General features: G+C 70.5%; 11 protein-coding genes. 3 read left to right on the top strand and 8 right to left on the bottom strand.

Going from position 1 to position 14,927, the window contains the following annotated elements; genetic code table 11:
- Positions 1 to 29 precede the first annotated feature (29 nt).
- From ACFYY7_RS28640 to ACFYY7_RS28615, 6 genes are all read right to left on the bottom strand, one after another.
- Positions 30 to 1,499 carry an MFS transporter gene (locus tag ACFYY7_RS28640; RefSeq protein WP_388665780.1) on the bottom strand — a complete coding sequence of 490 codons (1,470 nt, stop codon included), beginning with the start codon at positions 1,497 to 1,499 and terminating at the stop codon, positions 30 to 32.
- Positions 1,500 to 1,887: 388 nt separating this feature from the next.
- Positions 1,888 to 3,819 carry a molecular chaperone HtpG gene (gene htpG, locus ACFYY7_RS28635; RefSeq protein WP_388665778.1) on the bottom strand — a complete coding sequence of 644 codons (1,932 nt, stop codon included), beginning with the start codon at positions 3,817 to 3,819 and terminating at the stop codon, positions 1,888 to 1,890.
- A gap of 89 nt (positions 3,820 to 3,908) precedes the next feature.
- On the bottom strand, positions 3,909 to 4,712 hold the full coding sequence (locus ACFYY7_RS28630) for an SDR family NAD(P)-dependent oxidoreductase (RefSeq protein WP_388665776.1): 804 nt from the start codon (positions 4,710 to 4,712) through the stop codon (positions 3,909 to 3,911).
- Between the two features lie 57 nt (positions 4,713 to 4,769).
- Entirely contained in the window at positions 4,770 to 5,552 is a 783-nt protein-coding gene (locus tag ACFYY7_RS28625) for an SDR family NAD(P)-dependent oxidoreductase (protein ID WP_388665774.1), read from the bottom strand.
- The gene (locus ACFYY7_RS28620; protein ID WP_383712359.1) at positions 5,509 to 6,243 is read right to left on the bottom strand and encodes a GntR family transcriptional regulator; all 735 of its coding nucleotides are present in this window, start codon (positions 6,241 to 6,243) and stop codon (positions 5,509 to 5,511) included. The genes ACFYY7_RS28625 and ACFYY7_RS28620 overlap by 44 nt, the downstream gene beginning before the upstream one ends.
- 51 nt (positions 6,244 to 6,294) lie before the next feature.
- Positions 6,295 to 6,849: a VOC family protein gene (locus tag ACFYY7_RS28615; RefSeq protein WP_388665772.1), complete on the bottom strand. Its 555-nt coding sequence runs from the start codon at positions 6,847 to 6,849 to the stop codon at positions 6,295 to 6,297.
- A gap of 138 nt (positions 6,850 to 6,987) precedes the next feature.
- Here ACFYY7_RS28615 and ACFYY7_RS28610 point away from each other — a divergent pair, with 138 nt between their 5' ends.
- The 3 genes from ACFYY7_RS28610 to ACFYY7_RS28600 all read left to right on the top strand — a co-directional run bounded on the left by ACFYY7_RS28610 (position 6,988) and on the right by ACFYY7_RS28600 (position 11,993).
- Positions 6,988 to 9,186 (top strand): thiamine pyrophosphate-dependent enzyme, encoded by a 2,199-nt coding sequence (locus ACFYY7_RS28610; protein ID WP_388665770.1) that lies wholly within the window; start codon positions 6,988 to 6,990, stop codon positions 9,184 to 9,186.
- Positions 9,187 to 9,223: 37 nt separating this feature from the next.
- Positions 9,224 to 10,522, top strand: a complete 1,299-nt coding sequence (locus tag ACFYY7_RS28605; protein ID WP_388665768.1) for a 2-oxo acid dehydrogenase subunit E2 — start codon at positions 9,224 to 9,226, stop codon at positions 10,520 to 10,522.
- 127 nt (positions 10,523 to 10,649) lie between these two features.
- Complete coding sequence (locus ACFYY7_RS28600) at positions 10,650 to 11,993, top strand: MFS transporter (protein ID WP_388665766.1); 1,344 nt, start codon at positions 10,650 to 10,652, stop codon at positions 11,991 to 11,993.
- A 237-nt stretch (positions 11,994 to 12,230) separates the two neighbouring features.
- Here ACFYY7_RS28600 and ACFYY7_RS28595 read toward each other — a convergent pair whose 3' ends face one another.
- Positions 12,231 to 12,515: a hypothetical protein gene (locus ACFYY7_RS28595; protein WP_388665764.1), complete on the bottom strand. Its 285-nt coding sequence runs from the start codon at positions 12,513 to 12,515 to the stop codon at positions 12,231 to 12,233.
- A gap of 350 nt (positions 12,516 to 12,865) precedes the next feature.
- Positions 12,866 to 14,917, bottom strand: coding sequence for a beta-galactosidase (locus ACFYY7_RS28590; RefSeq protein ID WP_388665762.1), 2,052 nt, complete (start codon positions 14,915 to 14,917; stop codon positions 12,866 to 12,868).
- Positions 14,918 to 14,927: the final 10 nt, after the last annotated feature.

Raw genomic sequence — 14,927 nt, 5'->3', positions numbered from 1 at the left:
TCGCCCGCCCCGGCCCCGACACGCCCGGCTCACGCGCCGCGGGCCCGGCCCGCGAGCACGACTGCCAGGATTCCGGGCACGAGCAGCAGTCCGAAGGCGGCGGCGTAGCCGACGTGGTCGCTGGATCCGCCGCCCAGGAAGGCGTTGAAGACGGCGGAAGCGACGCCCAGAACCAGGATCTGGCCCAGGTTCTGGTTGGTCTGCATCGCGCTGCTGGCGTAGCCCTGACGGCCGGCCGGGGCGTGGGCGAGGGACAGCACCGTGAGGGACGGGGCGAGCAGGCCCATGCCGACGGCCGCGACGACCATGGAGGACGCGGCGATGATCGCCGGCATCCCGGGCAGCGACCCGACGGAGGCGATCACGATCGCCACCACCTGCACCAACGCCCCGACCACGACCAGGCGGTGACGGGGCGTCCGCTCCGGCAGCCGGCCCTGCACCCAGGAGGAGGCGGCCCACGCCACGGCGGCGCCGGTAAAGGCCAGACCCGTCACCACGGGGGCCACGTCCCGGCCGGTGACCAGCATCAGCGGCACGAACGCCTCCAGCGTGAAGAACACCCCCGAGCTCAGCCCGCGCAGCAGCACCGTGGCCGGCAGTCCTCGCGCGGCACGCCAGGTGCCCGCCGGCAGCAGCCGGAAGGCGAACAGCACCATCAGTGCGAGTCCCGCCACCGCGAACAGCAGATGGCGCGTGTCCCAGCCCGAAACTCCGTACTGGCCCAGCGCCGCACCCACGCTCACCGCCACCGCGATCGTCAGGGCGGGGCGCGGGGTCCGCTCCTTCGACAGCGCGGGCGCCGCCTTCCAGGAACGGCCGTTCAGCAGGGCCACGACCGCCAGCGCCGGAAGCGCCGTGAGCGCCGCCAGGCCGTAGAAGACCGCACGCCAGGACCACCACTCGGCCACCAGCCCGGCCAGCGGAGGTCCCACCAGTGACGGAATGATCCAGCAGGCGCTCATCAGCGCCAGGGCGCGCGGCTGGAGCCGCTCGGGATACGCCTGGCCGATCGCGGTGTTGATGGCCACCGCGACCATCCCGCCCGCCACTCCGTCCACGAAGCGCCCGGCGGCCAGTTGCCAGATCGAGGTGCTGCTCGCCGAGACCAGCAGGGTGATCACGGCCAGCACCATGCCCGCCGCCAGCGGACGGTTCGCCCCCGCGCGGTCGGCCCAGTGGCCGCCCAGCACGCCGCCCAGCAGGCTCGCGGCCACGAAACAGCCCGCCACCAATGGGAAGAGCGACACCCCGTCCAGGTCCCGGGCGGCCGTCGGGAGCGTGGGCACCACGGCCAGTGCGGCGAGGCCGGTCAGGAACATCACCGCGGCGAAGCTCGAGGTGGCCGCCGCGTACGTCCGGGAGAAAATGCCCTCGGCGGCCTCGGAGCCCAGGGGCGGCAGGCCGGCTGTCGTCGTCCGTCGGCCGCCTTCCTCGGTGGACGGTTCCGCGGACGTCGCACGCGGTTCGCGCGATGGGCTCTTCGGGGCATCGGTCACAGGCGCACAAGCTATGTCGGCCGCATGAGCGCGTGCCACTCGTTTTCCGCGCACACCGCCGTCCCGGAAACCGCCCGGGGCACGGCTTTCGCGGAAACCGCCCGGGCATGGCCTTCCCGCCACCGCACGGTCCCTTGCCCGGCGGCCGGGAAGCGGACCGGAGCGCCGGGGAAGGGGGCCGGCCCTCGGGGGCCGGGGCGCAACCGGGCCACTGCCCGTACTTTGATACTCGCCCCGGACCGCGTGATGCGCATCCCGGTGCGGGCCCGGTCCTGAGCCGACGCGGACGAACCGGCCGGTGGGCCGTGCCCCGGCGTACGAGGCACGGCCCACCGTGAAGCGTCGGCCGCTGTGCCGCTGTCGGCGCGGATTCACCGACAGCGGGCGTTCACAGGGTGCGTTCGAGGCGGTCGGCCATCAGCCTGACGAAGCGCGACGGGTCGCTCAGTTCGCCGCCCTCGGCCAGCAGCGCCAGGTCGTGGAGCAGTTCGGCCGTCTCCTGGAGTCCGGCGCCGTCGTCCTCGCCGCGTTCGGCGTGTGCCCGGTTGAGGCCGCTGACCAGCGCGTGCTCCGGGTTGAGTTCGAGGATGCGCTTGACCTCGGGAACGGGCTGGCCCATGGCGCGGTACATGTTCTCCAGGGCCGGCGTCAGGTCGTGCGTGTCCGAGACGATGCAGGCGGGCGAGACGGTGAGGCGCGAGGAGAGCCGTACTTCCTTGACGGTGCCGCTCAGATGGTCCGTCATCCAGCCGAGCAGATCCGCGTACTCCTGCTGCCGGCCCTCGCGCTCGGTCGCGGCCTCCTTCTTCTCCTCCTCGGTCCCGAGGTCGACCTCCCCCTTGGCGACGGACCGCAGCTTCTTGCCGTCGAACTCCGGCTCCGCCTCGACCCACACCTCGTCGACGGGGTCGGTCAGCAGCAGCACCTCGACGCCCTTGGCGCGGAACGCCTCCATGTGCGGGGAGTTCTCGATGGCCTGACGGGACTCGCCCGTCACGTAGAAGATGTGCTCCTGGCCGTCCTTCATCCGTTCCACGTACTGCCGCAGCGTGGTCGGCTCGTCCTTGTCGTGGGTGGTGGCGAAGGACGCGATGCCGAGGATGGTCTCGCGGTTCTCGAAGTCGCTCAGCAGCCCTTCCTTGACGACCCGGCCGAACTCCCGCCAGAACGTGGCGTACCGCTCCGGCTCGGCGGTCATCATGTCCTTGACCGTCGACAGCACCTTCTTCGCCAGCCGCCGGTGCATCAGCTGGATCTGGCGGTCCTGCTGGAGGATCTCCCGCGACACGTTGAGCGACAGGTCCTGCGCGTCGACGACACCCTTGACGAAGCGCAGGTACGGCGGCATCAGCGCTTCGCAGTCGTCCATGATGAAGACACGCTTCACATAGAGCTGGATGCCGCGCTGGTACCCCTGCATGAAGAGATCCTGGGGCGCGTGCGACGGGATGAAGAGCAGTGCCTGGTACTCGAAAGTGCCTTCCGCCTGGAGACGGATGGTCTCCAGCGGGGCACTCCAGTCGTGGCTGATGTGCTTGTACAGCTCGTGGTACTCGTCGTCGGTGACCTCGTCGCGCGAGCGCGCCCAAAGCGCCTTCATCGAGTTGAGCGTCTCGGGCTCGCGCGGGGCGTCGTCGGCCCCTTCCTCGCCGTCCGCGCCCTCCGTGGCCTCGGGAACCATCCGGACCGGCCAGGTGATGAAGTCCGAGTACCGCTTGACGATCTCCCTGATCTTCCACGGGGAGACGTAGTCGTGCAGCTGGTCGTCGGTGTCCTCCGGCTTGAGCCGGAGCGTGACGGAGGTTCCCTGGGGAGCGCTGTCGACGGTCTCGATCGTGTACGTGCCCTCGCCGGAGGACGTCCACCGGGTGCCCTGGCTCTCGCCCGCGCGCCGGGTCAGCAGCGTGACCTCGTCGGCCACCATGAAGCTGGAGTAGAACCCGACGCCGAACTGACCGATCAGGCCGTCGGCCGCGGCGTTCTCCTCGGCCTCCTTGAGCTCCCGCAGGAACTTCGCGGTGCCCGAGTTCGCGATGGTCCCGATGAGCTGGACCACTTCGTCGTGCGACATCCCGATGCCGTTGTCCCGCACGGTCAGCGTGCGGGCCTGCCGGTCGGTCTCGATGGCGATGTGGAGGTCGGACACATCCGCGTCGAGCGAGTCGTCGCGCAGTGCTTCGAGCCGCAGCTTGTCGAGCGCGTCGGAGGCGTTGGAGACGAGCTCACGCAGGAACACGTCCTTGTTCGAGTAGATCGAGTGGATCATCATCTGCAGAAGCTGACGCGCTTCCACCTGAAACTCGAACGTCTCAGTGGGCATAATCCGTGATTCCTTCTCAGGTCCGCGGTACGGAAATCGGCCTGAGTACTTTAGATCAGACGGCCGCATCGGCGCCGCCCCGCCTCCGGTCAGGCCGGTGCCACCGCGTAGCCGTCGGCCGTCCAGCCGCCGTCGCTGACCATCACCTGGCCCGTGATGTTCGCGGACACCCCGGAGGACAGGAACAGGGCGAGGTGCGCGATGTCCTCGGGGCTGCCGAGGCGGCCGCGCGGGGTGCGGCGGCGCAGCGCCCCGGTGTCCAGCCGGCCGGCGTCGGAGAGCCGGGCCAGCAGGTCGGTCTCGACGTACCCCGGTGCGAGCGCGTTGACCCGGATGCCGAACGGGGCCCACTCGACGGCCAGGACCTTGGTGAGGGAGGCGACGGCCGCCTTGGTCGCGCAGTACGCCGCGCGCTCGGGCCCGGCCGTCACTCCGTACATCGACGAGGTGGTCAGGATGACGCCCCCGTCGCCCTCGCGCATGATGCGGGCGGCGGCGCGGGCGCAGACGAAGACCCCGGTGAGGTTGACGTCCAACGCGGTTTTCCAGCGGTCGAGTTCGAGATCGAGGGACGACGCGTTGGCGGACACTCCGGCATTGGCGACCATGACGGACAGCTCTCCCGTCCGGGCGGTGAAGGCGGTCAGCGCCGCCGTCACGGCGTCCTGGTCGCTGACCGGGGCGGTGGCCGTCGCGATCACCTGGCCGGGGTGGCGCGCCTCCATCGCGGGGCGCACCCGGTCCAGTTCGTCGCCGTCGATGTCGAGCAGCAGCACATGGCATCCGGCGTGCGCGAAGGCGTCGGCCATCGCGAGTCCCAGGCCGCGGGCGGCGCCGGTGACGCATACGGAGCTGCCGCTCAGGTCCGGGTAGATCGCCGCTTCGGTCGTCATGTCCTGTTCCGTTCCCACTCGCACTGCCGCTCTCTTCATCGGTGTTCTTCTTCCTGCTCAGATCATGTGCATGCCGCCGTTCACATGGATGACCTCGCCCTGTACGAAGCTCGCCGCGGGCGAGCAGAGGAAGGTGACGACGGAGGCCACTTCCTCCGGCCTGCCCAGGCGGCCCAGGGGGGTGGTGGCGAGAGCGGTGTCGCCGCGGTCGGCGACGTAGTCGCGGGTCATGGGGGTCTCGATGATGCCGGGCGAGACCATGTTGATCCGTGCCCTGGAGCCGAGTTCCCAGGCGAGGCTGCGGGAGAAGGCGAGCAGCGCGCCCTTCGTCGCCGCGTAGTGCGCGTGCCGGACGCTGCCGCGGTGACCGGCCATGGAGGTCAGATTGACGATGCTGCCGCCCTCGTTGAGGTGGGGCAGTACGGCGCGGGTGAGGTAGAAGACGCCGTTGAGGTTGACCGAGATGACGGTGTTCCACTGCTCGTCGGTCATGTCGGCGACGGCCTGCTCCGGATAGATCCCGGCGGCGGGTACGAGGAAGTCGACCGAGCCGAACGTCTCGACGGCGGCGGCGACGAAGGCGTTGTTGCTCTCCGGCGAGGCCGCGTCCAGGGTGCGGGTGATCACGGTGGCGCCCGTGGGGTCGAGCGTCGCGGCGAACTCCTCCAGTGCCCCGGCGTTCAGGTCGCCGAGCACCAGGTTGGCACCTGCCGCGTGGAACTGGCGGGCCACCTCGCGGGCGATGCCGCCGCCCGCACCGGACAGGAGGAGGGTCCGGCCCTCGAAGGGGCGGGCTTCAGTCCGCGGGGCCTGCTGCGTCTGCTGCGTGGTCGCTGTCATGGTCTTCCTCTGTGAACAGTTCGGGATGCTGGGCCAGTTCGAGCCGTGTGCGGCGGATGTGGCCGGTGAGAAAGCGTTCGGCGTCGACGGTGTCGCCACGCTTGATCGCATCGATGATCAGGCGGTGTTCGGCGTGGATCAGTTCCCAGCCGGTGTCGCCGGCCAGCCGGGCGAAGGCGCGGCGGTAGTGCTGTGTGGTGTTCCAGAACCGGTCGACCATGGAGGTGATCTGGGCGACGCGACATCCGGCGTAGGTGAGCAGGTGGAGACGGCCGTCGAGGGCCAGGAAGCGGTCCACGTCGGTGGTGAGCTCGATCTGCCGCGCGATCGTCTCCAGTTCGGCGATCTGTGCGGCGGACAGATGCGGGATGCTCTCGCCGAGGGCGAGCGGTTCCAGGCGTTCGCGGATCTTGTAGACGCCCTCGCACTCCGCCATGTCCATCCTGGAGACCCAGGCGCCGCTGTTGGACTTCACGACGGTCAGGCCCTCGGCCGCCAGTATCCGCAGGGCCTCGCGTACGGGCAGCCGGCTGGCGCCGAGCTGCGCTGCGACCTGCTCCTGCATGATCCGTGCGCCGGGGCGCAGTTCACCGCTGAGGATGGCGGCACGCAGATGGTCCGCGACGCGCTGGCTGGCGACGGCGGCGCTGGGGCCGGGCGTGTCCGGTCCGGTGGTCGGCTTGCGAGACATGGTTCTCCCTGGTGCGGTGTCGCGGCGGCGGGTGGGGCCGGTGTGGCGTGTTCAGACGGAAGGCTGCCACAGCAGTACCGGTGAGTCGGCCTCGTACCGCTTGCCGCCCGGATAGGAGACCAGCTCCAGCTGCATTCCCCAGGGAGTGAGGAAGTAGACCCAGTGCTGCCCCTCGCTCGGGCCGGAGCTGGCCGTGGGTTCGCCCATGATCCGTACCCCGTGCCGTCGAAGGTGTTCCACGGCGGCGTCGAGGTCGGTGACGTAGAAGGCGAGATGGTGGCCACCGACGTCGCTGTTGCCCGGTGGGCGCGTCTGCTGTCCGGGGGCCTCGTACTCGAAGATCTCGAAGTTCGGACCGCCCGCGCAGCGGAAGAAGCGCAGCTCGCGCATCACGGCGCGCGGGTGGACGCCGAGGTGGTCGCTCATCCAGGTGCCGTCGGAGCGGAACGGGCCTAGCGAGTAGACGTGCTCGCAGCCGATCACCTCGACGAAGAACCGGGTCGCCTCTTCGAGGTCGGGAACAGTGAAGCCGATGTGCTCGACGCCGGCCAGTCCGGGAAGTCCCTGCCCCCGGCCATCTGTGGAATGGATCCATTTATCCGCCATGCGTCTCACATTGCGCCGCCACAGGTGCCGTAGTCAATGGACTCTCCCGAAATCTGAACGTAACGTTCCGGTAACGAGGTATTGGTTATGGATCCATTCGCTGCGACAGTGCTCACCGAATCACACAGGAGAGTGCTCATGCCCACACACCGGAAACTGGCCCCCGCCGCACCTTGGACCGAGGTGACGGCGACCAAGAAGGACTGGCACGGCGCGGACCCCCGGCTGCTGACCTCGATGTTCACCCAGACCCTGCTGATCAGGACCTTCGAGGAGCACGTACTCGACCTGGCGGGCCAGGGACTGGTCCACGGCCCGGCGCACTCCAGCATCGGGCAGGAGGGCGGCGCCGTCGGCTCGGTGCTGCCGCTGACCGGCGCCGACTTCGTCGGCGGTTCGCACCGGGGGCACCACCAGTTCCTCGCCAAGGCACTGGGTTACGTCGCGCCCGACGGCATCGACTTGCGCCGCCCCGTCGACGCCGACGTGCGCACCGTCCTGCAGCGCAGCCTGGCCGAGATCTGCGGCCTGGCCAGGGGCTTCTGCCGGGGGCGGGGCGGATCCATGCATCTGCAGTGGCGCGAGGCCGGGGCCATGGGCACCAACGCGATCGTCGGCGGCGGCGTGCCGCAGGCCGCCGGGTTCGCCTGGTCGGCGCGGCAGGCCGGCACCGATGCCGTATCGGTGACCTACTTCGGGGACGGCGCGGTCAACATCGGCTCCGTGCTGGAGACGATGAACCTCGCCGCCGCCTGGAAGCTGCCGGTCTGCTTCTTCATCGAGAACAACAAGTACGCCGTCTCGACCCACGTGGACGAGGCGACGGCCGAGCCCCGGCTGTCGGCGCGCGGACTGGGCTTCAACATCCCCAGCTGGCGCGTGGACGGCATGGACCCGCTCGCCACGTACCTCGCCATGAGCGAGGCCGTGGACCACATGCGCGCCGGCGGCGGGCCGACCATCGTCGAGGCCGAGGTCTACCGCTTCTTCCACCAGAACGGCCCGTTCCCCGGCAGCGCGTTCGGCTACCGGACCAAGGACGAGGAGAAGGAGTGGCGGGCCCGCGACCCGCTCGCCCTCGTCTCGCGTCAGCTCGTCGAGAACGGCGTCCTGAGCGCGGACGAGATCGAGGAGTGCACCGCGCGCGCCAAGGCGGTCATGGCCGCCATCGGCGACGAGCTGCTGGAGCCCGACCCCGACGGCAAGCCGGGCACCCGTCGCATCAGGCCCGCCGAATGGCCCGACCCGTCCTTCCGTGACGTCGGCGTGCGCGGCGACCTCAGCGAGTTCGACGGCATACGCGTCGCCGACACCGGGACCGGCCCGGACGCCTTCCAGGGGCGCCTGGAGCAGCGGAAGTTCATCGACGTCGTGGCCGAGGTGATGAGCCGGCGCATGGCCGAGGACTCGTCGGTCGTCGTCATGGGCGAGGACGTGCACCGGCTCAAGGGCGGCACCAACGGCGCCACCAAGGGCCTGGCCGAGGCCCATCCGGACCGTGTCCTGGGCACCCCGATCAGCGAGAACGCCTTCGCCGGGCTGGCCGGCGGCATCGCGCTCGACGGCCGGTACAAGCCGGTGGTGGAGTTCATGTACGCCGACTTCATGTGGGTCGCGGCCGACCAGATCTTCAACCAGATCGGCAAGGCCCGGCACATGTTCGGCGGCGACGGACAGGGCTCCGGCGTCCCGCTCGTCCTGCGCAGCAAGGTCGCCATGGGCACCGGCTACGGCTCCCAGCACTCCATGGACCCGGCGGGAATCCTCGCCACGGCCCCCGGCTGGCGGATCGTCGCCCCGTCCACGCCCTTCGACTACGTGGGCCTGATGAACTCCGCGCTGACCTGCAAGGACCCGGTCGTCGTGCTGGAGCACACCGACCTGTACAACTCGGTCGGTCCGGGCCCGGTGGACGACCTCGACTACTGCCTGCCGGTGGGCAAGGCGGCCGTGCGCCGCACCGGATCACGGATCACCATCGTCACGTACCTCGCGATGACCAACTACGTCCTGGAGGCCGTCGAGCAGCTGGGCCTGGACGCCGAGGTCATCGACCTGCGCTGGCTGGACCGCGCCAGCCTCGACTGGGACACCCTCGGCGAGAGCATCCGCAAGACCAACAACGTGCTCATCGCCGAGCAGGGCCCCATCGGCACCTCCTACGGCGGCTGGCTGTCCGACGAGATCCAGCGCCGCTACTTCGACTGGCTCGACCAGCCGGTCGAGCGCGTCCAGGCCGGCGAGTCCTCGCCCAGCATCAGCAAGGTGCTGGAGCGGGCGGCGATCGCACGGACCGAAGAGGTCGTGGCCGCGCTCCAGCGGGTCACCGGGAACTGACCCTCCCCCTACGAGAGAACACCCAGGAGGGTTGATCATGGCAGAACTGTTCCGAATGCCCGCCGTGGCCGCCGATGCGGCAACGGCCGTACTGTCCGCCTGGCAGGTGGCGGAGGGGGCGTCGTTCACCAAGGACGACGCGCTGGTCTCCATCGAGACCGACAAGGCCGAGGTGGACGTGTCCGCCGAGCGGGACGGCGTGCTGCTCAAGGCGCTGTACGAGGCCGGCGTCGAGATCGAGGTCGGCGACCCGATCGCCGTGCTCGGCACCCTCGGCGAGCAGACCGGTGACATCGACGCACTGCTGGCGGAGCTCGGTGTCGGCGTCGCCGCGCCCGGCGAGGCCCGGCAGGCGGTGCGCCGGGACGTACCGGAGGAGCCCGTGGCACAGCCCGCGGCCGCCCCGGCTTCCGGTGGGCCGGATCGCGGCGGGCGGATCTTCAGCAGTCCGCTGGCCCGCAGGCTGGCCCGGGAGGCGGGCGTCGGCATCGAGACCCTCACCGGCACCGGGCCCGGTGGCCGCGTCGTCCGGCGTGACGTCGAGGCAGCCGTCGCGGCGCGGCGGTCGCAGGCGACCCAGCCGCCCGCGACTCCGGCACCCCCGGCGGCAGCCCCCGTGCCGCAGGCCGCCGCGCCCGCCTCACCGGCCGGCACCGGCGACCACGAGGACATCCCGCACACCCGGATGCGCCGAGCCATCGCCAGGCGCCTGACGGAGAGCAAGCAGCACACCCCGCACTTCTATCTCCGGGCGACCTGCGCCGTGGACGAGCTGCTCGCCCTGCGGCAGCGGATCAACGCCGTCAGCCCGGTCAAGGTCTCGGTCAACGACCTGCTGATCAAGGCCGTCGCCACGGCACACACCCAGGTGCCCGAGATGAACGCGGTATGGCAGCCGGAAGCCGTCCGCCGGTTCCGTTCCGTCGACGTCTCGGTCGCCATCGCCACCGAAACGGGCCTGGTGACGCCGGTACTGCGCGGGATCGAGAACCTGTCGGTGTCGGCGATCGCCACGCGGACCCGCGCGTTCGCGGAGCAGGCACGCTCCGGGGCGCTGCGCCCCGCCGACCTCGAAGGCGGCTCGATCACCGTGTCGAACCTCGGCATGTACGGGGTCGAGGAGTTCGCCGCCATCATCAACCCGCCGCAGGCCGCGATCCTGGCCATCGGCGCCGCACGCGACGAGGCGGTGGTCCGCGACGGTGCGGTCACCGCGGAGAAGGTGCTCGGCGTGGTCCTGTCCGTGGACCACCGTCCGGTGGACGGCGCCGTGGCGGCGCGCTGGCTGGCGGCCTTCACCGAGGCCGTTCAGGACCCGGTCCGGCTCGTCGTCTGAACCCACCCCGGCGTCCGGGCTGCCCGCGGCGCCACCGTCGCGGGCAGCCCGGCCCCGCTTCCAAGCCCTGTCGTCAAGTCCTGTCGTCCGCATCCGACGGCTGCCAGAGCACACCAAGAGGACACCGATGTCTTTGATCCGCGGTTCCCGCACGCCCAGTGCGGCCACACCACACGAAACCCCGCGCGATGCGCTCGGCGAGCTGGACCAGCGCAATCTGCGGCGGCTCATGCCGCTGCTGCTGGCCGCCTACATCATGTCGTTCCTGGACCGGACCAACATCGGTCTGGCCAAGGAACGCCTGGAGGTCGACCTGGGCATCTCCGCCGCGGCCTACGGGCTGGGCGCGGGGCTCTTCTTCCTCACCTACGCGATCTCCGAGGTGCCCAGCAACCTGATCATGTACCGGGTGGGCGCCCGCTGGTGGATCACCCGGATCATGCTGACCTGGGGCGTCATATCCGCCTGCATGGCCTTCGTTCAGGGCGAGAAGTCCTTCTACGCCATGCGGCTGCTGCTCGGTGCCGCCGAGGCCGGGCTGCTGCCGGGCATCCTGCTCTACTTCACCTACTGGTTCCGCTCCGAGATCCGCGGCAGGGCCATCGGGCTGCTCCTGCTCGGCGCCTCCATCGCCAGCGTCGTCGGAAACCCGCTCGGCGGGCTGCTGATGGAGATGGACGGGGTCGGCGGCTGGCACGGCTGGCAGTGGATGTTCGTCATCGAGGGGGTCCCCTGCCTCTTCCTGGCGTTCGCCATCTTCCGCTTCCTGCCCGACGGCCCGGCCAAGGCACCCTGGCTGACGGCTGACGAGGCCCGGCTGGTCCAGGACGCGGTCACCCGGGAGCAGACCGAGGGCGCCCGGGCGGCCGGCAACGGCTCCGGTTCCGGCTCGCTGCTGACGGTGCTGCGTGACAAGCAGATGCTGCTGGCCATCTTCGCCAACTGGACCCACCAGGTCGCCCTGTACTCCGTCGTGTACTTCCTGCCCGGCATCATCGGCGGCTGGGGCGATCTCTCGCCGTTCACCATCGGCCTGCTGACCGGACTGCCCTGGCTCACCGCGGCCGTCGGCGCCGTACTGGTGCCGCCCCGCGCGACCACGCCCCGGCGCTCCCGCAACTTCGTGGTGGTCGGCCTGCTGATGATGTTCACCGGCCTCGTCGTCGCCGCCGTCGCCGGTCCCGTGATCGCCCTGCTCGGCTTCTGCTTCACCGGCCTGGCGTTCTTCGTGGTCCAGCCCCTGCTGTTCAACTTCCCCGCCACCCGCCTCTCGGGCAAGACCCTCGCGGGCGGCCTGGCGCTGCTCAACACCATCGGCATCACCGGCGGCTTCGTCGGCCCGTACATCATGGGTTACGCCGAGGACGCCACCGGCAACCACCTGTCCGGTCTGTGGGTCTCCATCGTCCTGCTGGTCCTCGGCGCACTGGCGGCCACGCGGCTGCGCTTCTCCCCCAAGTCCGCGTCCTGACGCACCCTGTGGCGTGGGCCCCACGGGGTCCACGCCATGGCGGCCCACTTCCGGCGCTGCTGCCCTCCGGCCCCTAAGGGCTGTCCCGCAATCCCTGGTGGGCGTGCGACGACAGCCACGGCACCTCGCCGCGTTGTCGGAACGCCCGAATACATCCAGTATTCGGGCGTCCCTCCGCCTTGCGATGCACCGCGTCTGACGCCGCACGCTGATCCACCAGGGATTACAGGACAGCCCTTAGCCGTGAACGGTGGGCAGGCCGTAAAAATTCTGCCCCTGGTTGACCACGCTCTGGGTGCCCCCGCTGATGTTGTTGTTGACCGTCACGGTCGACACACCTGCTGTTCGAGGAGCCAGTTCGTCCAGCAGCAGTCGCAGTTCCTGCGCGGCGGCCGGGTCCGCGCGCAGCGCTCGGCGCATCCTGAGCCGCCACTCGTCCTCGATGTCCGCCGCGACGTCCGGGTCCTCACCGTCACGGGCCGCGATGAGTTCCGCCCGGGACGCCTCGAGCTCTTCGTCCACGCCACCGGTCTCCTCGCCGCGGGCAAGGAATCGTGCCAATCGCTCCCGCGTATGGGCCCAGGCGTCCGAGACCATGTGCCCGACCAAGGTCGTCGCACCCGATGCCGCCAGCGCCGCCAACTCCGCTTCCACGATGCCCCCGTCGTCTCGCCGTCGTACTGCGCGCGTGTGAAGTCACCTCTACCGTAGAGAGCGGACGAGCACTTCGGAAGCGCGGCCGAGGGCGCGGCGCGGCGGAGAATCAGCCATTGCACGACGCCGCGGGGCCGGAGTGCGTGGAGTCGCCTCCGGCCGCCGTTGCCGGGCCGGGCCCGCGGCAGCGGCCCCGGCCCGGCAGCGGCGGCGAGCATTCAGGGGGTGGGTTGGCGGAGTACGGCTACCTCCCGGGGCGGCAGCACGAGGCCGCCCTCCGACGCGGGACCGACGAGCAGCTCACCTGTCACACCGGGCAGCGGCACCGGCGCGTCGCTACGGTTGACCAGGAAGAGGTAGCGGCTGCCCGCGTCGCGGCGCACCGCCAGTTCGACCACTCCTTGTGCTCCGTCCGGAAGTTCACTGGTCACGCCGGCCGGTGCGAGCAGCTCCGGCAGCAGCGCGGCGAGGCCCTCGACGCCGAGACAGGTGGAGACGTACGCGGCCGAACCGTCGTCCGCCGTACGGCGTGTGACGGCCGGGCGGGAGGCGTACGTCCCGCTGCGGTAGTGGGCGAGCACCTCCGTCTCCGGCCCGGTGAGGGTGATCCGGTCGGTCCACACGCTGCCGGTCGTCGCGTTGTCGAGGTCGACGGTGTCGCCGTCGAGCAGCGGCCCGAACTCCTCGATGCGGATGCCGAGCAGCTCGCTCAGGGCACCGGGGTAGCCGCCGAGCCAGATGTGGTCGTTCTCGTCGACGACGCCGGAGAAGTACGTGGTGACGAGGTGTCCGCCGCCCTCCACGTACCGGGTCAGCTCCGTGCCGAAGGGCCGGGACACCATGTGCAGCACGGGTGCGATCACCACGTCGTACGAGGAGAGATCGGTACGGTGCGCGGGCACCACATCGGCGCGGATGCCGAGCCGCAGCAGCGCGGAGTACCAGTCGAGGGCCTCGCGGTGGTAGTCGAGCCTCGATGTGGGATGGGAGTCCTGCTCGCTGGCCCACCACGAGTCCCAGTCGAACAGGAGGGCCACGCGGGCGGGTTCACGCTCGGTTCCGGCGATCGGTGCGATCGCTTCGAGGGTGCGGCCCAACTCCGAGACGGAGCGGAAGACCTCGCTGTCGGGGCCGGCGTGCGGCACCATCGCCGAGTGGTACTTCTCGGCTCCGGCCGCCGACTGGCGCCACTGGAAGAAGCAGACGGCGTCGGCGCCGTGCGCCACGTGCAGCAGCGAGTCCCGCGCCAACTCCCCCGGTCTCTTCGCGAGGTTGACGGGTTGCCAGTTCACGGCACCGGTGGAGTGCTCCATCAGGAACCACGGGCGGTGGCCGGCGATGCCGCTGGTCAGATTGGCGGCGAAGGAGAGCTCGTCGCGGTCCTGCGGACCGGGGACGACGTAGTGGTCGTTGGCGACGAAGTCGATCGCGCCCGAGGCCGCCCAGTCCGCGTAGTCCATGCCCTTGGTGCCGCCCATCACCATGAAGTTGGTGGTCACCGGCACGTCGGGGGTCAGCTCCCGCAGCACCTCGCGCTCGGCGAGGAGATGGTCCTTGAGCGCGTCCGACGAGAACCGCTTGAAGTCGAGCTGCTGCGTCGGATTGGGGTGCGAGGCGGCGAGGCGGGGCGGCAGGATCTGGCCCCAGTCGCTGTAGCGCTGGGACCAGAAGGCCGTTCCCCAGGCATGGTTGAGGGCGTCGAGGTCGGTGTAGCGGCGGCGCAGCCAGGCGCGGAAGGCATGGGCGGCGTCGTCGGAGTAGTCGTAGACGTTGTGGCAGCCCAGCTCGTTGCTGACGTGCCAGGCGACCAGGGCCGGGTGTCCGGCGTAGCGCGTCGCCAGCTCCCGTACCAGGCGCAGCGCGTGGGTGCGGAAGACCTGTGAGGTGGGCCGCCAGTGCTGGCGTGCGCCCGGCCAGAGCGTCTCGCCGGTCGCGGTCACCGGCAGGATCTCCGGGTGGGCGGTGGTGAGCCACGGCGGCGGGGACGCGGTCGCGGTGGCCAGGTCGACGCCGATGCCGCCCGCGTGCAGCAGGTCCATCACCTCGTCGAGCCAGTCGAAGTCCCAGGTGTCGGCGGTGGGCTGGAGCCGGGCCCAGGAGAAGATCGCCAGGGAGACGATGTTCACGCCGGCCTCGCGCATCAGCCGGATGTCCTCCTCCCACACCTCCCGCGGCCACTGCTCGGGGTTGTAGTCGGCGCCGTAGCCGAGGCGTCGGCTGCCGTCGCCGCCCGCCGGGTAGGGGAAGCGGGTGGTGCGGGGGGAGGTCATGCAGGTCCTT

Origin of the sequence: Streptomyces sp. NPDC001933, from assembly GCF_042890955.1 — a bacterium.
GTDB lineage: Bacteria > Actinomycetota > Actinomycetes > Streptomycetales > Streptomycetaceae > Streptomyces.
Note: the sequence above shows the minus strand (reverse complement) of the source record. Positions and strands in the feature narration are given on the sequence as shown.